The 20,118-nt window shown below is 73.5% G+C and carries 11 protein-coding genes; 6 read left to right on the forward strand and 5 right to left on the reverse strand.

All coding sequences use genetic code 11. From position 1 onward, the window contains the following. Positions 1-43 precede the first annotated feature (43 nt). The 3 genes from K7C98_RS29830 to K7C98_RS29840 all read right to left on the reverse strand — a co-directional run bounded on the left by K7C98_RS29830 (position 44) and on the right by K7C98_RS29840 (position 2,607). Positions 44-1,243, reverse strand: coding sequence for an acyl-CoA dehydrogenase family protein (locus K7C98_RS29830; RefSeq protein WP_224195196.1), 1,200 nt, complete (start codon positions 1,241-1,243; stop codon positions 44-46). Between the two features lie 99 nt (positions 1,244-1,342). Next, positions 1,343-2,188, reverse strand: a complete 846-nt coding sequence (locus K7C98_RS29835) for an enoyl-CoA hydratase family protein (RefSeq protein WP_224195197.1) — start codon at positions 2,186-2,188, stop codon at positions 1,343-1,345. After that, positions 2,185-2,607 (reverse strand): RidA family protein, encoded by a 423-nt coding sequence (locus K7C98_RS29840; RefSeq protein ID WP_224195198.1) that lies wholly within the window; start codon positions 2,605-2,607, stop codon positions 2,185-2,187. Before K7C98_RS29840 ends, K7C98_RS29835 begins: the two co-directional genes overlap by 4 nt. 82 nt (positions 2,608-2,689) lie before the next feature. Between K7C98_RS29840 and K7C98_RS29845 the strand changes: the two genes are divergently transcribed. From K7C98_RS29845 to K7C98_RS29855, 3 genes are all read left to right on the forward strand, one after another. Continuing rightward, complete coding sequence (locus K7C98_RS29845) at positions 2,690-3,388, forward strand: response regulator transcription factor (RefSeq protein WP_224195199.1); 699 nt, start codon at positions 2,690-2,692, stop codon at positions 3,386-3,388. Beyond that, positions 3,385-4,776, forward strand: coding sequence for a sensor histidine kinase (locus tag K7C98_RS29850; RefSeq protein ID WP_224195200.1), 1,392 nt, complete (start codon positions 3,385-3,387; stop codon positions 4,774-4,776). The genes K7C98_RS29845 and K7C98_RS29850 overlap by 4 nt, the downstream gene beginning before the upstream one ends. Before the next feature lie 76 nt (positions 4,777-4,852). Continuing rightward, entirely contained in the window at positions 4,853-6,214 is a 1,362-nt protein-coding gene (locus K7C98_RS29855; protein ID WP_224195201.1) for a monooxygenase, read from the forward strand. 9 nt (positions 6,215-6,223) lie between these two features. On the opposite strand, the gene K7C98_RS29860 is transcribed toward K7C98_RS29855, so the two are convergent. Both K7C98_RS29860 and K7C98_RS29865 read right to left on the reverse strand, forming a co-directional pair. Beyond that, positions 6,224-7,405 carry an AAA family ATPase gene (locus K7C98_RS29860; protein ID WP_224195202.1) on the reverse strand — a complete coding sequence of 394 codons (1,182 nt, stop codon included), beginning with the start codon at positions 7,403-7,405 and terminating at the stop codon, positions 6,224-6,226. Positions 7,406-7,557: 152 nt separating this feature from the next. Further along, positions 7,558-8,022: an AgmX/PglI C-terminal domain-containing protein gene (locus tag K7C98_RS29865; RefSeq protein WP_224195203.1), complete on the reverse strand. Its 465-nt coding sequence runs from the start codon at positions 8,020-8,022 to the stop codon at positions 7,558-7,560. 218 nt (positions 8,023-8,240) lie between these two features. Here K7C98_RS29865 and K7C98_RS29870 point away from each other — a divergent pair, with 218 nt between their 5' ends. From K7C98_RS29870 to K7C98_RS29880, 3 genes are read left to right on the forward strand one after another with little or no spacing between them, the layout of a single operon-like run. Beyond that, on the forward strand, positions 8,241-11,507 hold the full coding sequence (locus K7C98_RS29870; RefSeq protein WP_224195204.1) for a hypothetical protein: 3,267 nt from the start codon (positions 8,241-8,243) through the stop codon (positions 11,505-11,507). Further along, complete coding sequence (locus K7C98_RS29875; RefSeq protein WP_224195205.1) at positions 11,507-18,211, forward strand: HEAT repeat domain-containing protein; 6,705 nt, start codon at positions 11,507-11,509, stop codon at positions 18,209-18,211. The genes K7C98_RS29870 and K7C98_RS29875 overlap by 1 nt, the downstream gene beginning before the upstream one ends. Beyond that, positions 18,208-20,115 (forward strand): SWIM zinc finger family protein, encoded by a 1,908-nt coding sequence (locus K7C98_RS29880; RefSeq protein WP_224195206.1) that lies wholly within the window; start codon positions 18,208-18,210, stop codon positions 20,113-20,115. Before K7C98_RS29875 ends, K7C98_RS29880 begins: the two co-directional genes overlap by 4 nt. Positions 20,116-20,118 lie beyond the last annotated feature (3 nt).

Consider the following 20,118-nt stretch of genomic DNA (forward strand, 5'->3'; position numbering starts at 1 on the left):
GCGGCCCCACCTGCGGGGACGCGTCGTGATCTTGCGAGGGGCCTCAGCCGCGCTCGTCGAGCAGCGCGCGGGCGATGACCAGCTTCTGCACCTCGGTCGCGCCCTCGTAGATCCGCAGGGCGCGGATCTCCCGGTACAGCCGCTCGGGCACCTGGCCCACGGTCACGCCGAGCCCGCCGAAGCTCTGCACCGCGCGGTCGATCGCCCGCTGCGCCGACTCGGTCGCGTGCATCTTCGCCATCGCCGCCATGTCCGACGTGGCCCGCCCGGCGTCGCGGGCCGCGGCCGCGCGGTAGACCAGCAGTTGCGCCGCCAGCTGCTCGGTCGCCAGGTCGGCCAGCGCGAACTGCAGGCCCTGCTGCTCGGCCAGCGGCTTGCCGAACTGGACCCGGCGCTTGAGGTGGGCCACCGTCTCCGCGAGCGCGCGGTCGGCCAGGCCGAGCGCCGCGGCGCCGACGCTGACGCGGAACACGTCGAGGTTGCCGAGCGCCAGCTTGAGCCCGGCCCCGGCCTCGCCGACGCGGTGGGCCGCGGGGACGAACACCCGCTCGAGCCGCACCGTGCCGATCGGGTGCGGCGCCAGCACGCGCGTGCGGATGACCGAAAGGCCAGGTGCGTCGCCGGCCACGAAGAACGCCGAGAAGCGCGGCCTGTCGCCGCCGGCCTCGCGCGCGAACACCACGTAGCTGTCGGCCAGGCCGGCGTTGCTGATGAAGCACTTGGTGCCGTCGAGGACGACCCCGCCGTCGACCGCCGTGGCCGTGGTGCGCAGGTTCTTCACGTCCGAGCCGGCCTCCGGCTCCGTCAACGCGAACGCGCACACCGCCGCGCCGGCGGCCACGCGCGGCAGCAGCTCGCGCCGCAGCGCCGCGCCGCCGGCCAGCGCGACCGGGAACGAGCCCAGGCCCTGCATCACGAAGGCGGTGTCGAGCGCCCCGCTCTCGCGCGCCAGCCACTGGCGGATCAGGCAGATCGCCGTCGACGACAGGGCCGGGGCCGCCGACGGCGCACCGAGGTCGGCCCCGCCGTACGCCGCCGGCACCACCCACTTCAGCAGCCCGGCCGCGGCCAGCCGCTCGAGGTAGGCGCGCGCCGCCGCGTCCTCCCCGGCCTCCTCGTCGACCGGCCGCGCCCGCAGCTCGGCGACGAAGCCGGCCAGCGCGTCCTCGAGCCCGCGCCAGCGCGGCCCGTCGAGCAACCCGAGCGCCCGCTCGGTCACGTAGGGGGTGAGCAACATGTTCATCGGGGCATGCTCCGGGGGTCAGGTCGGTCGTCGCGGGCTGTCCGTCGAGACATGCCCGCAAGAACAGGGTCAAAAGCGCATGCTCGTCCGAACATGTCCTCAGCGCCACACGGGCGGGCGCTTCTGCTGGCGCGCGCGGTCGGCCTCGGCGAAGTCGGGGTGCTGCATGCACAGGGCCTGGGCCTGGGCCTCGGCCTCGATGCCGGCGGTGAAGTCCATGTCGAGCTCCTGCTGCAGCATCGTCTTGGTCATGCGCGCGGCGAAGTGGGGCCCGTCGGCCAGGCGCTTGGCGAGGGCGAACGCGGCGCGGTCGACCGCCTCGCGGTCGGGCTCGTCGTCGACGACCTGGGTGGCCAGGCCGATCTGCGCGCAGCGCTCGGCCGGCACGCGGTCGCCGAGCAGCAGGATCTCGCTGGCGTGGCCGAGCCCGACCACCCGCGGCAGCAGCCAGCTCGCGCCCATGTCGGCGCCCGACAGCCCGACCTGCGGGAACAGGAACGCGAAGAACGAGCCCTTGCCCATCACCCGCAGGTCGCTGGCGAGGGCCATCACCGCGCCGGCGCCGGCGGCCACGCGCTTGACGCTGGCGACGATCGGCAGCTTGCAGCGGCGCATCGCGTGGATCAGCTCCCCCGTCATGCGCGTGAAGCGGAGCAGCGCCTCGGCGTCGCGCTCGAACAGGCGGGTGATGATGTCGTCGACGTCGCCGCCGCCGCAGAACGCCCGCCCGGCGCCCTGCAGCACCAGCGCCCGCGCGCCGCCCTCCGCGTGGGCGCGGCGGTCGATCACCGTGAACAGGTCGGTCAGCTCGCGGTAGACCTGGAAGGTCAGCGCGTTGAAGCGGTCCGGTCGGGTCAGCGTGATGACCCCGACGCGCTCGCGCTCCTCGTACAGGAAGCTCTCGGGGCGGGGCAGCGGCAGGTCGCGCAGGTCGGGGTCGGTCACGCCGGAACTGGTAGCACGGCGAGGCCCTGGATCTCCACCTTCGCCCGCGGCTCGAGCAGCCCCGCCACCTCGACCAGCGCCATCGCCGGGTAGTGGCGGCCCATCAGCTCGCGGTACGCCGCCCCGACGGCGGCGAGCTCGGCGACGTACTCGCGCTTGTCGGTCACGTAGACCGTCAGCGAGATCACGTGCTCCGGCCGCCCGCCCGCGGCCGCGACCACCGCCACCACGTTGGCCAGCGCCTGGCGGAACTGCGCCGCGAACTCGTCGGACACCAGCTGCTCGCGCGCGTCCCAGGCGATCATGCCGGCGATCGCCAGCAGCTCGCCGCGGGCCGCCATGCCGTTGCTGTAGCCGCGCGGCCGCTGCCAGCCGTCGGGGAGGATCGCGCGCGCGTGGACCGGGGCCTCGTCCGTCATGCCGGGCCAGCTTCGCACGCGCTCCACAATTCCTCCATCCTTCCGCGGGCCCGCGCTGCTACCGTCGCACGAGAGCCCGCGCATGTCGTCCCGCGACCGGAGCACCCCGACGATCCTCGTGGTCGAGGACGACCCCGCGATCGCCGCCGGCGTCGTGCGCGGGCTCAAGGGCGCGGGCTTCGACGTCGAGCTCGCGCACGACGGCCGCCGCGGCGCCGAGCTGGCGCTGGCGCGCCCGTTCGACCTCGTGATCCTCGACCTCATGCTGCCCGAGCTCGGCGGCTTCGAGGTGCTCGAGCTGTGGCGCGGCCGGCTGTCGACCCCGGTGATCGTCCTCAGCGCGCGCACCGAGCTCGACGCCCGCCTGCAGGCCTTCGCCGGCGGCGCCGTCGACTACCTGCCGAAGCCGTTCTGGATCGAGGAGCTGCTGGCCCGCGTGCGCGCCCGCCTGCGCCTGCCCGACGCGGCCGCGCCGACGCGCCGGCTCGCCTTCGACGACGCCGTCCTCGACCTCGACGCCCGCACCGTCACCCTCGCCGGCGAGCCGCTCGGGCTCACCGCCCACGAGTTCAACGTCCTTTTGTACCTGGTCGAAAGGCCATCTCGTGCGATCACCCGGCGCCAGCTGGCCGAGGCCGCGCTGCCGGCCGGCGGCGACCGCAGCGAGCGCACCGTCGACTCGCACGTGGCCCGGATCCGGCGCAAGCTCGGGCTCGCCGGCGGGCGGATCGCCACCGTGTGGGGCATCGGCTACCGCTTCGACGCCCCGGAGCCGCCATGACCCGGGTCCTCCGCGGGCTGTCGGGCCGCGTGTTCCTGGCCGCGGCGATCTGCGCCGGCCTCAGCGTCGCCGTGGTCGCGGTGGTCATGACGTCGCTGTTCATCGACCAGGCGATCAAGCGCATCAGCGCCCTGACGCCGCAGATCGACGCGCTGACGCTGGCCCAGTGCGAGCGCGACCCGGCCGGGTTCGCCCGCGGCCACGGCCCCGAGCTCGAGTTCAACGTCTACGACGGCGACACGCTGGCGCCCGCGCGCCCCGAGGCGACGCCGCTCGACCCGGTCCTGCTGGCGCGGCTGCAGGCCGGCGAGGCCGCGCCGTCGCGCATGTACTTCCTCGACCCGTGGGGCGGCGCCGCCCTGCGCCGCGCCGCCGACCACGGCCCGTGCGCGATCGTCCAGATGCGCTGGAAGGTCAGCGCGCCCGACCGCCGCTTCTCGCTGCTCGTCATCTTCGGCATGCTCGCCTTCAGCGTCGCCCTCGCCGTCGGCCTCGCCAGCTTCTTCGCCGTGCGACCGATGGCGCTGCGGGTCGAGAAGCTGCGCCGCGCCACCCAGCAGGTCGGGCAGGCCGCCGGCTACGCCTCGGCCGCCGACCCGACGCGCGACGACCTCGGCCAGCTGTCGGCCCTGCTCGACCAGGCCCACGCGCGGATCGCCGCCGACGCCGCGCGCATGGAGGCCCGCCACCGCGCGCTCGAGCAGCACCTCGCCAACATCGCCCACGACCTGCGCACCCCGCTGGCCTCGCTGCAGCTCGCGCTCGAGCAGCTCACCGAGGTCGCCCGCCCCGACGCCGACGCCGACCTCGTGCGCGGGGCCATCGGCGACGTCGTCTACATGGGCTCGCTGATCGACAACCTGTCCCTCGCGTGCCGCCTGCAGGAGGGCGCCGACCCGCTGCACGGCGACCTGCGCGTCGAGCTGTGCGCCCTCGTCGACCGCGTGACCCGCCGCTTCGCCGCGCTCGGGCGCACCCGCGGCATCGAGGTCCACGGCGCCCGCCCCGACGCCGCGCTGTGGGCCCGCTGCAACCCGGCGATGGCCGAGCAGGCCCTGGCCAACCTCGTGCACAACGCCGTCGCCCACGGCGAGCCCGGCGGCCACGTGGCGATCCTGCTCGAAGAGACAGGTGACTCCGGCTTCACGCTCACCGTCGTCGACGACGGCCCCGGGGTGCCGCCCGCCGACCTGCCGAAGATCGGCGAGCGGACCTTCCGCACCGACGAGGCGCGCCGGCGCGATCCCAAGGGCGGCGGCCTCGGTCTGGCGATCTCCCGGGAGGTGTGCAGCCGCGCGGGCTTCGTCCTGGAGCTCACCGGCGAGCAGCCTCGCGGCTTGCGGGCCACCATCACCGGCGCCACCGCGGGCCCGCCCCCGCGCGAGTGACATGTCCCCGCGGACAGGCACCCTTCGTGCCGCGGCTCCACACACTCTCCACAAATTGGGTGCTGAACTCGAGGCCATGCAGCGCCTCTCCGCGATCATCCCGCTCGGCCTCCTCCTCGTCGCCTGCGGCGACGCCCCCGGCGACAGCGCCGGCACCACCGACGAGACGGGGGCCGGGACCTCGACCGGCGGCGACGCCCCCGAGGTCACCTACTGGCGCGACATCAAGACCATCCTCGACGCCAAGTGCGTCGGCTGTCACAGCCCCGGCAACCTCGCGCCGTTCTCGCTCGCCTCGTACGCCGACGCGAGCGCGGTCGCCGGCGCGCTGCCGGCCTCGATCGTGGCCGGCACGATGCCGCCGTGGCCGCCCGACGCCGCCTGCGGGACCTACGTCCACGACCGCTCGCTCGCGGAGGCCGACCAGGAGGCGCTGCTGAAGTGGGTCGAGCTCGGCGCGCCCGAGGGCGACCCCGCCGACGCGCCGCCGGCCCCGCCCGCGCCCGAGGAGATCGAATTCGACATCGAGCTGGCGCTGCCCGAGCCCTACACCCCGACGATCGCGCCGGACGAGTACCGCTGCTTCCTGCTGCCCTGGCCCGAAGACCAGGAGACCTTCATCACCGCGCTCAGCGTGACCCCCGGCGAGCGGCAGATCGTGCACCACGTGATCGCCTTCGCCATCCCGCCCGACCGGGTCGAGGAGTTCCAGGCGCTCGACGACGCCGACCCCGACCCCGGCTACCTGTGCTACGGCGGCCCCGGCGGCCAGCAGAGCGGCGGCCGCGTGCCGTGGATCGGCGCGTGGGTGCCCGGAGGTGACCCCGGGGACATGCCCGAAGGAACAGGTATCAAGGTGCAGCCGGGCTCGCTGGTCGCGGTGCAGATGCACTACCACACCTACCCGGGCGCCCGGCCCGACCAGTCGCGGATCCAGATCCGCACCGCGGCGAGCGTCGACAAGGTCGCGGCGATGATGCCGTTCACCAACCCGGCGTGGGTCCAGGGCAGCGAGCCGATGCTGATCCCCGCCGGCGAGCCGCGGGTGGTCCACGAGTTCGCCGCCGACATCAGCAACTACCTGCCGCTGCTGTTCCCCGGCGGCGAGTTCGCGGCCGGCGACCCCTTCATGGTCCACGCCGCCGCCCTGCACATGCACACCCGCGGCGTGCGCGGCTCGCTGGGCCTCACCGGCGGCCAGAGCACCTGCCTGCTCGACATCCCGCGCTGGGACTTCAACTGGCAGGGCAGCTATCAGCTGACCCAGCCGGTCACCGTGCGCCCCGGCGACCAGCTGCGCATCGAGTGCGAGTGGGACAACACCGCCGCCAACCAGCCGGTCGAGGACGGGGTGCAGCAACAGCCGCGCGACATCCTGTGGGGCGAGGGCACCGGCGACGAGATGTGCCTCGGGATCCTCTACGTCACCGGCGTGTGAGCGCGGCGCTCAGGTCCGGACCTTCCGCGCGGCCTTCTTCGCCTTCGCGGCCTTCGCGACCTTCTTCGCGCGGGCCCTGCCGGTCTGCGGCCGCGGCCGCGTCCGCGTGGCCGCGCGCGCGATCTTCTTGCCCGCTCGCTTCGCCCCCGCCGTCGACGCGGCCTCGTCCGCCATCTCCCGCCAGGCGTAGGCGCGCTCGTCGTCGTAGTAGCGGGCGAACTCCTCGAGGATCGCGTTGTGTTCGATGTCGGCCAGCGTGGCGCCGGTCTCCACCTCGACCGGCGCGGCGGGCCGCGGCCGGTAGAGCGAGAAGAACCGGATCGGCACGTCCGGATCGAGCGCGTGCTCGGCCGGCTGCGACAGCCGATGCAGCAGCAAGAAGTCGTGGCTGGCGAGGAACACCTGCACCCCCGCCCGCGCCAGGGCGCGCACGAACTCGACCACCTGCACGACGAGCCGGGGGTTGAGGCTGGCCTCGGGCTCGTCCCAGAACACCACGCTGTCGCGGGTGATGGCGCCGTTGGCGACGAGGTAGGCGAGGCAGGCGAGCTTGCGCAGCCCCTCGGCGAGCAAGTGGGCCTCGGTCTCGCAGTCGCCGCGCTGGACGTAGAAGTGGTTGCCCCTGAGCAGCACCTTCCCGCCGAGGACCTGCTCGAGCGGCTCCAGCAGGCCACGGACCGCCTCGGCGCCGGCGCCCCGCAGCGGCGCCGCGCCGAGCGCCTCGCAGATGTCGCGGTACGTCTCGTCGAATTCGAGCTCGCGGCCCTCGTAGGCGGCGACGAAGCCGTCGTACATCGCCAGGACCTCGCGCGGCGGGACGAACAGGCTCGGCGCCGGGTGGATGTCGGCGGTCACGGACAGGACGTCGGCCCCGTGCTGCTCGCAGCACATGTGCAGCCGGGCGCCCCGGCCGTCGAGCAGCCGCAGCGACCAGGAGCCGCCGCAGCCGTGGCGAACGAGCCGGGCGGTGCGCCGCGAGTCCGGGCGGAACACGGTCACGACCTTGGCGAAGCAGCCGGCTCCGGGAGGAGCCTCGCCCGCGGCGCCGCGCAGCGCCGCGTACATCGCCTTGAGCACGTGCGACTTGCCCGTCCCGTTCTCGCCCATGAGCACGTTGATCCCCGGGCAGAACTCGAATTCGGCCTGCTTGAAGACCGTGAAGTCTTGGAGCTCCAGGCGGGCGATCGACATGAACGCCAGGCAGCATGCCACCGCCGGCAGGGGTCTGTCACGCGGCCCCGACCTCGAATACGCCGCCGCTGGTCCGTCGCTCGATCCCGACGACGCCGATCAGCCGGTCACGCAGCCCTCGCGCTCGCGACACCCCGTGGTCGTCGTCGGGCTCACGACAGGTTGAGCGAGTAGGGCAGGGTCATCGGGCTGCCGTCGCGGGTCCTGGGGAACTTCCAGCCCTTGGCCTTCTCCTCGACGCAGGAGGTGATGCTGGCCTCCTTGATCGTGCTCGAGTCCTCGAACTTGATGGTCTGGACCGAGCCGTCGCCGGCGACGGTGATTTCGAGGGAGAGCTTGCCGGCGAGGTCGGGCTTGGCCTCCTTCGCCTGGGCGAAGCAGTCGGCGACGTCGCTCTGCTTGGTCTGCATCGTCTCCTCGAACGCGTCGACGGTGAGGACATCTTCGGTCGGGCCGTCGTAGCCGCCGTTGTCACCGCCGCCGCCGTCGCCGTCGTCCGCGGCCGCATCACCGCCGCCGGCGTCGGGCGAGCTCGTCGCTTCCTTCTTGCAGCCGGGCAGGGCGGCGACGGTGACGAACAAGAGCGCGAGGGTCCACGGGTTGCGGGTGGTCGTCATGCGAACGCTTTTATCACGGGCAGAGCGGAGGATCTCGGCGCGATCTGTACCTGCAAGGACATTCGTCGGGGTCCCATGGAATCACGGGGGAAGTCCCGAGCTCGAGCGCGGGATCGAGCGCTCTACCTGTCCACATGGACAGCCGAGGCGCGACTGCGGCAGTTGAAAGCCCGCGACCGTTCGCGGCATGCTCCGGCTCCCTCTCTCGGGAGCAGGCGATGGCCCTCGAACTCAGCCTCGATGATATCCGCCGCGCGTGGGACAGCCGGGATCCGGATCTGTCCACCTTGATCGTGAGCCTCGCCAACGCGGCCGACCCACGACCGGACAAGCCGCCGCGAGAAGGCGCGCTGACCTACGCGAGCTTCACGCAACAGCTGACGAGCTGGAAGTTCACGCGCAGCAAGCCGCAGGAGCGGGCCCGCTACCGCATCGACAGCATGCGCGCGCTCGAGGCCAAGGACGCCGAGTCGCCGCTGCCGCCGCGGCTGCGCCTGCACGAGGTCCTGCTCGATCTGTGGCAGCGCTCCGCCGGCGCCTACGAGCGCGCCGCGCTGCTCGACGCGATCCAGAAGGTCCCGCTGCGCTGGGGCCCGTGGCGCGGGCTCAAGCAGATCTTCAAGGAGGCCGAGGCCAGGGGCGACGTCGAGATCCTCGGCGCGCTCGCGGTCCGCTTCGACCACGCGTACGCGACCAAGCAGCGCAAGGTCGGCGAGATCTCGCGGCACACGCTGGGCTACCTGGTCCGCCGCGCGTGGCGGTTCCTGCGGCGCCTCGGCGAGTCGGCCGCGCCGGCCTACGTCGACGCGGCGGTGTCGTTCCTCTGCCACTACGAGGACAACACCACGTGGCAGAACACGTGGGTCTACAACCACATCATCCATCACGAGACGAAGAAGTACACGCGCCGCAACTTCAAGCTGTACCGCTCCGGCGCGCCGCAGCTGAACGAGCGGGCCTACGCCGAGCTGTGGCGGCGGACGCCGCGGCCGGTGCTGCAGCTGCTCGAGCGGGCCAGGTCGGAGCAGGTCCGCAAGTTCGCGGTGCAGGCGCTGAAGACCGACTTCCGCGCCAACCTGCGCGAGGTCGAGGCGCCGTGGGCGGCGCGGCTGATCGCCGTCGGCTCGGCGACGGTCGACGAGTTCGTGATCTGGCTGCTGTCCAACGTGCCGAAGTTCGACCAGGGCAGCTTCCGCGAGCTCGGCCTGCACGAGCCGGTGCTGCAGCTGCTCGACTCGCGCGCCGACTCGGCCCGCGCCTACGCGGCCAACTACGCGCGCACGCACGCGCGCGACCTGGCGCTCGACCGCCTGATCCTGCTGGCCAACAACAGCAACGTCGAGGTGCGCAAGCTGGTCGCCGACCTGCTCGGCGATCGTGACCCGCGCAAGGACATCGGCCTCGACGCGTGGGGTCGCCTGCTCGGCACCCAGTACGGCCACGACCTCGCGGTCGCCGCGTTGCGGAAGCACTTCGGCGCGCGCGAGCTGACGCCGGCGTGGTTCACCGACCGCCTGCTCGACAGCCGGCAGAAGGTGTTCGCGTTCGCGTCGGACCTGCTGCCCAAGGTCCACACCTACAAGTCGCTCGGCGCCGCGTACTTCCGCGACCTGCTCGACGACCCGCGGATCTCCGCCAACGCCACCAACTTCGCGCTCGACGCCCTGTCGCGCTTCCCCGGCGAGGAGCTCGGCAAGGAGTTCCTCGCGCGCATGGTCCTGCACCCGTACGCGCGCCAGACCCTGCTCAAGTGGATCGCCGAGGAGAAGGTCAAGGCCGAGGACATCGACGCCGGGTTCTGGCGCGCCGTCGCGTTCCAGCCGACCTGGGCCGAGGACAAGTGGATCGCCGAGCTCATCGCCAGCGGGCGCCCGTGGGCCCGCGCGCTCGAGTTCGACGACGGCCTCGCCGCCACCGCGCTCGGGTTCCTCAGCGACGTGCGCCGGTTCCGTCCGAGCCAGCTCGGCTTCGACTGGTTGATGCAGCTGGCGCTGCGGCCCGAGCCGCAGTACCGCGGCTTCGCGCTCGAGTACATGACGAAGGCGCTGGTGCCCGCCGACTTCGCGCCCAAGCAGGAGGAGGCCCCCAAGGCCGAGGCCAAGGGCGCGGCCAAGAGCGTCGACCTCGGCGGCAAGACCTTCCTCTTCACCGGCAAGCTGGCGACGATGAAGCGCGACGACGCCGAGGCGAAGGTCACCGGCGCCAAGGGCAAGAACGCCGGCAGCGTGACGGCCAAGCTCGACTACCTGGTGATCGGCGACGAGGGCTCGCCCCTGTACGGCCAGGGCCGCAAGGGCAGCAAGCAGGTCGCGGCCGAGAAGCTGGTCGAGAAGGGCGCGCCGATCAAGATCATCTCCGAGACCGCGTTCTTGCAGATGCTGGCCGGCGAGCAGCGCAGCTTCAGCGGCGACTCGGTGCAGGCCGGCTGCGAGCGGCTGTGGGAGATGGCCACCGGCCCCGGCCCGGCCGACGCGCCGCAGGCCGACTTCGCCCGCCAGTACGTCCGCCGCCACCACCCCGACATCAGCCTCGCGCTCACCGACCGCCCGGTCGACCCCGGCGCGGAGGTCCCCGCGGAGTTCCTGTCGTGGGCGCGCGTCAAGCCGCTGCTCACCGACAGCCGCGCGCCGGTGCGTCAGTTCGGCCTCGACCTCGCGCGCTGGGAGCTGGCCCGCTGGTCGCCGCCGCTGTCCGAGCTGCTCGGCGTGGTCGAGTCGCCCTACGCCGAGGTGCGTGAGTTCATCGCCAAGGCGCTCTTCGCCGAGGACAACGCCGACAACAAGCGCTTCCGCATCGACCCGACCACGCTGACGCCGGCCGCGGTCTACCCGTTCTGCGAGTCGCTGATCCCCGAGGTCCGCGCGATCGGCATGGGCCTGGTCCGCCGCGACGCTCGCCTGGCGATCCCCGAGGAGCTGTTCCGCCTGAGCGAGAGCCCCGACCGGCACGTCGTCGCCTTCGTGGTCCGCACGATCTGGCACCTCTATCGCGACCGCGGCATCACCGACGGCTGGAAGCCGGCGCCGCGGCCGGAGCCGAAGGCGGCGCCGGGGCCCAAGCCGACGGCGAAGAAGGCGGAGATCGAGCCGCCGGAGGGCCCGGGCGCGCCGGCGCGGCCGAGCGGGCTGCCGGCCGCGGGCGAGGCGCTGCGCGACTTCATGCGCCGGATGCTGTTCACGATCCCGCCGACCAAGCCGAGCGCGGAGGCCAAGCAGGCCGACGCCGAGGGCGTCACGACGCCCTTGGAACATGCCCCGAAGGCCAGGAAGCTCCGGCCGTTGCCGGCGCGCAAGGCCAAGCTGGCGCTGGTCGAGGCGATGCGCGACCTGGCCGAGGCCGACCGCGTGTTCGCGGGGCTGGCCGGCCCGGTGCTGGTCGAATTCATGGGCTCGCGCGGCGCGAGCGAGCGCGCGGCCTGCCTGGTCGCCCTCGCGCGCGTCGGCGCCGCTCACCCTGACCTCAAGCTCTCGCCGGAGGCCGCCTGATGTCGACGCCCGTCACCGACCGCTTCACGAACGACAAGTACACGCAGATCCGCGGCGACCTCAAGGCGATCCTCGCCCACGGCGTCCAGCTGCTGATCGCCGCGGTCCACCCCGAGGGGCAGGCGACCGCGCTGTACCGCCTCAACCTCGACACCGGCGAGCTGGTGGTCGGCGACCTGCCGGCCGGCGGCGTCGCGCTGGCGGCCGACGACGGCCACGTGTTCGTCGCCGGCAGCGACGGCCGGGTCTACAAGGCCGGGCTCGACAAGGGCGAGCCCAAGCCGCTCGGGCCGGTGTTCGACCCGCCGCCGGTCGCGCTCGCGCCGGCGGCGAACGGCCGCCTCGCGGTGGTCGCCGGCAAGCAGCTGGTGATCCTCGCCAAGAAGGACGGCAAGGAGCTGCAGCGCATCGAGCTCAGCGAGTTCGCCACGGCGATCGCGTCGGACCCGTCGGGCACGTGGCTGGTGGTCGGCAGCGACCGCGGCACGCTCAGCGTGTTCGACTGCGAGAACAAGGAGGCGTTCTACGCCGGCGAGTCGAAGAAGCTGCACGAGGGCGCGGTCACGGCGCTGTGCTTCGAGCCCGACGAGCTGCGCGTGATGTCGGCCGCGGTCGACCACAAGCTGCTGCTCACCCACGTGCGCGGCGACCTCGACCCCGAGGACCGCTCGGGCAAGAACGGCCACACCGACAAGACGACGGCGATCGTCAACGGCTCGGGCGACCGCTTCTACACCTCCGGCCTCGACTCGCAGATCAAGGCGTGGGTCCGCGGCGCCGGCCAGCGCAAGCCGGCCGCGCAAAAGGAGGGCCTGGCCAAGGTCGTGGCCCTCGCGCTCGGCCAGTACAAGGGCAAGGACCACCTGGTCGCCGCCTGCATCGACAACACGCTGCGGCTGTTCCCGATCGACGCCGAGGGCAAGCTCGGCGACCGCGAGCTGGTCTACTACGGCGCGCACCAGTGGGCCGAGTACGAGCTCAAGCGCCGCGACCCCAAGCTGCGCGAGGTGGCCCTGCGGGCCCTCGCCGGCTGGAACGACGCCAAGTCGCTCGAGACGCTGGCGCAGCGGGTCAGCAACGACGACGATCACGGCCTCAAGGTGCTGGCGACCGAGCTGCTCGGCGCGTCCGGCAGCCCGCGGGCGATCAAGCTGCTCGAGCCGCTGCTGCGCGCCGGCGAGGAGGCGGTCCGCCTGGCCGCGCTGGCCGGCCTGCTCAAGCTCGAGGGCGCCGACTCGCTGCGGATCTTCGACCTCGCGCTGGCCGTCGGCAAGCGCGACATCGGCACCGCGGCGATCACCGCCCTGACCGAGCTCGCGCGCAAGGACGACCTCGCGTTCACCCGCCTGGTCACCGCGCTGTCGGGCTCGAACCGCGAGGTCCGCGTCGCCGCCCTCGCCGCGCTCGAGGACCTGCACGACGCCAGCTCGCCCGAGGCCGAGCTCATCGCCCTGCGCGCGACCCAGGCCGACATCCGCCGCACCGCGCTGATCCGCTTCTACCAGCGCGACATGCTGGCGCTGCCGGAGGTCCAGGCGGCGCTGCGCCGCTTCTCCGCCGACACCGACCCGGGCGTGCGCCAGGCGGCGTTCCTGATCTCGCTGCTGGCCCGGCCCAAGCTGGCCGCCGCGCTGCGCTGCCGCGACAAGCCGCTGCACCGCCAGCTGCACGACATCGAGACCGCGCGCTCGCCGGTCGACGAGGTCAAGGCGGCCGCGGCCGAGTCTGGCTCTTCGGGCAAGTCCAAAGAGACAGGTTCCAAGGGCAAGGTCGAGGACGAGCTGCCGAAGGCCAAGCAGGTCGCGCTGTCCGAGCTGGTGGAGGCCGACAAGCGGCCGCTGCTCGAGGCGATGGCCAGCCGCGCGCTCGACACCTGCCTGGCCGGCGCGGCCGCGCTGGCGTCGCTGCAGGACCCGCGGGCCCTCGGCACGCTGCTGCAGCTGAGCCGCGAGACCACCCCGGCGGTGCGGGTCGACACGTGCAAGGCGCTGGCCGAGCTCGGTGACCCGCGCGGCGGGGCGCGCCTGCGCCTGATGCTGCGCGACGCCGACGCCAGCGTGCGCGACGCGGCCTTCACCGCGCTCGCGGGCCTCGAGGACGGCGGCCCGCTCGCGGTCGCCGAGGCCGGCCTGTTCGCCGAGCACGAGGACGTGCGCCGCCGCGGCCTCGACCTGCTGGTCAAGCAGATCAAGAAGGCCGGCAAGGGCAAGGAGGACCCGAAGGCGATCGCGCTGCTCGAGCGCGCATTGGGCGACGCCGGCAAGACCGTGCGCTCCGAGGCGTTCAAGGCCGCGCTCAGCCTCGAGGTCGGCGGCGGCGGGGCCGGCAGCCTGCGCTTCGTCCTCAAGAGCATCCACGCCGACGTGCGCCGCGAGGTGCTCAACGAGGTGATGGGCCAGATCTCCCAGTCGTGGGCCTGGCCGCTCCTGCTCGAGCTCCTCGGCGACGCCGACCCCAGCCTGCGCAAGGACGCCTTCGAGTTCGCGCTCAAGCGGACCAAGGGCATCGGCGCCGAGCCGCTGTCGGTCGCGCTCGCCGGGCGCTGGATCGACCTGCGCGTCGAGGCGGTCAAGGTGCTGGCCAAGCGCAAGGCGCCGGGCACCCACGAGCTGCTGGTCAAGGCGATCGACGACGACGAGGAGACGGTCCGCCAGCTGGCCGTCGACGCGCTGCTGACCGGCGAGGGCGAGGAGGCGCTGCCGGCCGCGCTCACCAGCAAGTACCCCGACGTGGTCGTGCGGGCCGCCTGCGCCCTGGCTGTCCACGGGGACAGCTCGGTGCGCGCGCCGCTGCAGGCGATGGTCGAGGCGCCCGAGCCCGAGGTGCAGCCGCTGCGGGCCAAGTGGCTCGACCGGGTCGTGCGCGCGCTCGGCGGCCTGGCCGAGCTCGGCGACCCGACGCCGAGCCACGCGGTGCTGCCGCTCTTGCAGCACAAGGAGGGCCAGATCCGCCGCGCCGCCGCGACCGCGCTGTCGTGGATGGCCCGGCCCGAGAACGCCAACGCGGTGTTCGCCCTCCAGGCCGCGCTGCAACACTCCGACCCGGCGGTCCAGAGCGAGGCGGCGCTCGGCCTCGCGTTCATCGGCGACCCGGCCGGCGCGTCGCTGATCTTCACGCCCGGCAAGGCCGCGCCGCCGCCGGCGCAGGCGCTGCTGGCCGCGCTCGCGCTCGCCAACGAGGACCTGCTGGTCGCGTTCCTCGACTCCAACGACGAGAAGATCCAGAGCCGCGCGCTGCTCCTTTTGATGATGCGCGAGATGGTCGAGGGCGACGGCGTGCCCGACCGCTGCCTGGCCGCGCTGTCGTCGGCCCACCCGCGCGTGCGCCTGCTCGCCGCGCAGGCGCTCGAGAGCTTCGGCGACGACCCGGCGTTCGCGAAGTTCGTCACCGACCTGTTCAACGACCGCGGCGAGGGCCGGGCCAAGTGGACCTTCCCCGAGGCCAACGTGCGCGCCCTGGCCGAGCTGGCGACCTTCGGCGACAGCCGGGCCAACCCGCAGCTCAAGGTCCGCGCCGCCCGCCTGCTCGAGGCGCTGCAGGAGGACAAGCAGGAGGGCCTCGACCGCCAGTGGGCCGTGTTCAGCAAGCGGTTCCACCGCGCGCTCGCGGCCGCCAAGACGCAGGCCGGCCAGCGCGGCGCGGCCAAGCTGGCCTACGCGCCGGGCGAGCTGCGCCAGATCGTGTTCGGCGCCTACGCGGCGCTGTCGCGCCTGCCCGGCGGCCCGGCCGAGACGCGGATCCGCCAGACCGCGCTGGCCCGCGTGCTCGCGCTCGCCGGTCACAAGTCGAAAGAGAAAGGTGCTCCGGAACATGTCGCCGCGGCCATCTCGGTGCTGGTCCCGGCGCTCGGCGACGGCCAGGCGACGATCCGCCGCCAGGCGTTCGACGGCCTGAAGGCGCTCGGGGTCGACAACACCACCCTCGCCGCCGAGGCGCTGGCCACCGGCCAGAGCGACACCGGCTCGTGGGGCCTCGGCCTGCTGTCGCAGGAGGGCGGCGCCGCGGTCGGGCTCAAGGTGCTCGAGGAGACGCTGCTGCAGCGCGACGACGGCCTCGAGCAGGAGGCCGCCAAGCTGCTGGCGGAGAAGAAGAGCGGCGTCCGCCCCGGCTCGCCCGAGGCCGAGACCGAGGCCGGCCAAAAGGCCCGCGCTGCCGCGTGGGTGTACGTGCACACGCTGTCGCTCGGCGCCCGCGCCGAGAAGCTGCGGCTGGCCGGCGTGCAGGGGCTGGCCGGCGCCTACGAGCCGGAGGGCAAGGGCCCCGCGGCCCAGGCGCTGCGCGGCGCGCTGAAGTCCAAGTACCGCGCGGTCCGCTTCGCCGCGGCGCTGCAGCTGGCCACCCACAAGGACGCGGCCGCGTTCGACGTGCTGGTCGAGATGCTGCGCTCCGACCAGGCGAACGAGCAGAGCGAGGCGATCCGCGCGCTGCAGCGGCTCGGTGACGGTCGCGCGGCCCAGGCCTTCCTCGACCGCATCGACCGCGACCCGGCCGGCACCGCCCGCGTCGACAACCTGCTGCAGGCCGCCGCCGGCTTCCGCCAGGTCGCCGAGGTCCCGCGGATCCTCGCCTACGTCGACAACCCCAAGCGCCGCGCCGCGGCCTTCGGCGCCCTGATCACGATCTCCGGCTACGACCAGCGCATCGAGGATCCGGACGACACCGGTCCGCAGAGCCCGACCTCGCTGCGCGACGCCGGCCTCGACGACGACGACGACGACGACGACGATGACTTCGACGACGACGACGACGACGATTTCACCGACGACGACGACGACGATTTCACCAGCGACGACGACGACGACGACGACGACGACGTGAGCAGCGGCCCGCGCGTCGCCGACTGGGAGTCGAAGCAGTTCCCGCGCCACGACGCCGTGCTGGTCCAGATCACCGAGGCCGCGCGCCGGCTGTCCGACGACCGCACGCTGCAGAACATCCTGCCCGGCCTCCGCTGGGCCCGCGGCAAGGAGGTCGACCCCAGCCTCGCGCCGCTGTGGACCTACCCGAAGCCGGAGATCGCGACCCGCGCGACCGAGGCGCTCGGCTGGCGCCTGCGCAAAAGGACAGGTCCGGCCGAGCCGCTGCTGGCCGCGCTCAAGTCGAGCGACCCGATGGTGTCGTTCCTCGCCGCCGAGGGCCTGGCGCTCGGCGGCCGCGGCGAGGGCAGCAGCGTGCTGCTCACCAGCGTCGACCTCCAGCCCGACCTCGACATCCGCCGCCGCGCGGTGCGGGCGCTCGGGGCCCTGGCCGACATCCGCGCGCTCGACACGCTGCTGCGCCTTGTGTCCGACGAGGGCCACGCGCTGCAGGAGGAGGCCGCCGAGGCGCTCGGCCACATGGGCAAGGCCGCCGAGGCCCAGCCGGGCCAGCCGCAGCGGATCTTCGGGATCCTCACGCGCCTGGCCAAGGGGACAGGTGGCGTCGCCCGCCGGGCCCTGATCGGCCTGCGCTACTTCGGCACGCGCGAGGCGTGGGACCTGATCCGCGGCCGCGTCGAGGACGCCGACCCCGGCGTGCGCCAGACCGTCGCCGCGCTGCTCGAGCACTGCGCCGACCCGACCACCGCCGACCTGCTGACCGCCCGCCTCGGCGAGGAGCGCTTCAGCGCGGTCGCCCAGGCGCTGGCCTTCAGCCTGCGCAAGCACCACGGGCCCGACTCGCTCGAGCCCGACTACGCGATGGTGCTGAGCTACCACGCCCCGCTCGAGCGCGAGCTGCTGAACCGCCTGCGCGACCGCGGCGACGTGGTCCGGCTGTTCTCGCTGCTGCCGAAGCTGCGCCGGCAGGACCTCTACATGGGTCCGCTGGTCCAGATCCTCACCAACCGCGACCCGCTGCCGATCGACGCCGCGGCCCCGCACCTCGGCCTCGCGCACCCGCGCACGGCGATGGTCGCGGCCCAGGTGATCGGCCGCGCCGGCGCCGGGGCCAACAAGCACAAGGACGCGCTGGTCGCCGCGACGAAGGCCTACCGCGAGGCCTGGCTCGGCGAGTACCGGCGCCTCGTCCACGGCGAGACGCACCGCCTCGGCGAGCTCGAGGGCCCGTACCTCGCGCTGCTGTGGGCCTGCGCCCGCCTCGACGTCGGCGGCGACGAACTGGTGGCCGCCGCCTCGCTCGCCGCCGACGGCACCGCCCACGCCGTACACGGCCGCAAGATCCGCCGCCAGGCCGTCATCGACCTGGCCGCAGGGGCAGGTGGCGCCGCCGGCGAGAAGGCCCTCAAGGCGGTGCTCGGCGGCAGCGACGGCGAGCTGCGCACGCTGGCCGCCGCCGGCCTCGGCCAGCGCAAGGGCTCCGCGGCCCCGCTGGCGGCGACGGTGCTCGACGACGCCGGGCCGCTGGCGCGGCTCCTGTCCCAGGGGGCAGACGACGCCAAGCCCGCGCTGCGCGGCGCCGCCGGCGACGCGCACCGCCAGGGCGTGGTCCTGACCTGGCTGGTGAAGCTGGGCGACGTCGCCGGCCTCGCCAAGGCGCTGGCCGACAAGAACGCCAGCGAGACGGCGCGGATGGCCCTGGTCGAGGCGCTGGGCCAGATCGGCGACGACGCGGCGTTCAAGGCGCTGAGCAAGGTCGGCGCCGACGAGCAGGAAGACGAGGAGCTGCGCAAGGCGGCCTGGCGCGCGCTCAGGCGGGCCAAGCGGATCGAGGCCGCCGCCGCATCGCCGAAGGTACGCCGTAGCCGCTGGGAGGTGTCGCTGTGAGCGAGGAGACCAAGGAACCGGAGTCGGGCAAGCCCGAGGAGCAGCTCACGGACCCGCGGACGCCGGTCCGCCTCGGCTACGCCGGGGCCAGTCAGCTGGAGGCGGGCGAGGGGTCGGCGAAGCTGCAGATCTTCGCCAACACCGAGCGCCGGCCGGTGCGGGCCGAGGGCGCGCTCAAGCAGCCGCTGCTGGTGCGCGAGGCGTTGTCGGCGCTGTACGAGGTCGTCAGCTCCGACTTCCGCTATGTCCCGAAGGACAGGACCGCGTACCTCGCGTACATGCGGTTGAAGAAGCAGACCGCCGGCCAGAGCGCGTGGCAGGCCCAGCAGGCCTACTTCGACTGGCTGGCGCGCAACGACCCGTCGGCGTGGGTGGTGCTCGACCCGGTCGTCACCGTGCACCCCGACAAGCTGCTGTTCGAGGTGTTCTCCAAGGACGAGGGCGCCTACGCGCAGATGGCGATCGACTGGTCGGCCGTCGACCGCGTCGGCGAGCTGGTCCACGGCACCACCAACATCGACTACAGCAAGGCGCTGTTCGACGGGGTGCAGCGGATCCGCAGCTACCGCGAGACCCGGCTGGCGATCGGCACCGACGCCGTCACCGTCGCCAGCGACGCGACGCGCCCGCCGGTGATCGAGAAGTCGATCCAGCTGCCCGACAGCTGGCTGCGCGGGTTCTTGCAGGTCCAGGCCGCGGCGACGCTGCCGACCACGGCGGTGCGGATCGCCGCGATCGACCTCTACAACGTGCTGCGTCACCTGCGGCTCAACGCCGACAAGAAGCAGGGCGGCCGCGGCGTACGCGTCGAGCTGGTGCCCGGCGAGCCGCCGCGCCTGGTGCTCGAGCCGTGGGAGCTGGTCCTCGCCACCAGCGCCGGGCCCTTCACCGGCCGCCAGCCGGCGCTCGTGCGGATCTGGGGCCGCCGCCGCCTCAGCCTCCTGCGCCGCCTGCTGCCGTTCGTCGAGACCGTCGACATCCACCTGCTCGGCTCCGGCCTGCCCAGCTTCTACGTGCTGCGCGCCGGCCCGGTCACCTTCACCCTCGGCCTGTCGGGCTTCACCTCGGCCAACTGGTCGCAGGCCGTCGGCTTCGACCAGCTGCTCCCGCGCGACCGCGGCAAGGAGGCCGCGGCCACGCTGTCGGCGGTGCTCGAGCAGCTCGGCAAGGTGTGGGTCGCGTCCGCCGACGAGCTGGCGAAGTCGACCAAGAAGCCGATCGCCGACGTGCGCGCCGCGCTGCAGCTGGCCTGCCAGCACGGCCAGGTGATGTACGACCTGGCGCAGGACCGCTACCGCTACCGCCCGCTGCTCGGCGGCGCGATCGACCTCGGTCGCCTCGTCTACCGCAACGCCCGCGAGAAGGCCGCGCACGACCTCGTGGCCAAGGGCGCGGTCAAGATCGCCAGCGAGAACCGGATCTACGGCGTCGGCCTCGAGCTGACCGGCAAGGTCACCGTCACCGCCGACCGCCGCGACTACCGCCCGCAGCTGACGCTCGACGACGACGGCCGCGTGCGCGGGGCCGAGTGCACCTGCGCGTTCTACCGCAAGCACAAGCTCAAGGAGGGCCCGTGCGCCCACCTGATCGGGCTGCGGATCGCCCAGGCGCAGGAGGAGGAGCGGCGCCGCCAGGCCCGCGGGGCCGAGCGCGGGACGATCACGCTCGAGACCCGCACCTACGCGCGCCGCCTGCCGGTCGCGGCGGGGGCGACGGGCGAGTCGGAGGAGATCGTGCAGCTCTCGCTCGACCGCCAGCGCCTGCGGATCCGCTGGGGCCCGCGCGGCGCCAAGCTGCGCGTGCAGAGCTTCGTGTTCGGCTCGGTCGCCGAGGCGCGAGCGGCCTTCTTCGAGCGCGTCGACGACCTCGAGGCGCGCGGCTTTCTCGACGGGAGCGCGGGGTAGACC

Origin of the sequence: Nannocystis pusilla (genome assembly GCF_020073745.1) — a bacterium.
In the GTDB taxonomy this organism is placed as follows: Bacteria; Myxococcota_A; Polyangia; order Nannocystales; family Nannocystaceae; genus Nannocystis; species Nannocystis radixulma.

What these genes read in the sequence shown, in the direction of transcription:
- K7C98_RS29845 (WP_224195199.1), top strand. Translation starts at nt 2,690, where the DNA reads ATGTCGTCCCGCGACCGGAGCACCCCGACGATCCTCGTGGTCGAGGAC.
- K7C98_RS29840 (WP_224195198.1), bottom strand. Translation starts at nt 2,607, where the DNA reads ATGACGGACGAGGCCCCGGTCCACGCGCGCGCGATCCTCCCCGACGGC.
- K7C98_RS29860 (WP_224195202.1), bottom strand. Translation starts at nt 7,405, where the DNA reads ATGTCGATCGCCCGCCTGGAGCTCCAAGACTTCACGGTCTTCAAGCAG.
- K7C98_RS29830 (WP_224195196.1), bottom strand. Translation starts at nt 1,243, where the DNA reads ATGAACATGTTGCTCACCCCCTACGTGACCGAGCGGGCGCTCGGGTTG.
- K7C98_RS29870 (WP_224195204.1), top strand. Translation starts at nt 8,241, where the DNA reads ATGGCCCTCGAACTCAGCCTCGATGATATCCGCCGCGCGTGGGACAGC.
- K7C98_RS29875 (WP_224195205.1), top strand. Translation starts at nt 11,507, where the DNA reads ATGTCGACGCCCGTCACCGACCGCTTCACGAACGACAAGTACACGCAG.
- K7C98_RS29865 (WP_224195203.1), bottom strand. Translation starts at nt 8,022, where the DNA reads ATGACGACCACCCGCAACCCGTGGACCCTCGCGCTCTTGTTCGTCACC.
- K7C98_RS29855 (WP_224195201.1), top strand. Translation starts at nt 4,853, where the DNA reads ATGCAGCGCCTCTCCGCGATCATCCCGCTCGGCCTCCTCCTCGTCGCC.
- K7C98_RS29850 (WP_224195200.1), top strand. Translation starts at nt 3,385, where the DNA reads ATGACCCGGGTCCTCCGCGGGCTGTCGGGCCGCGTGTTCCTGGCCGCG.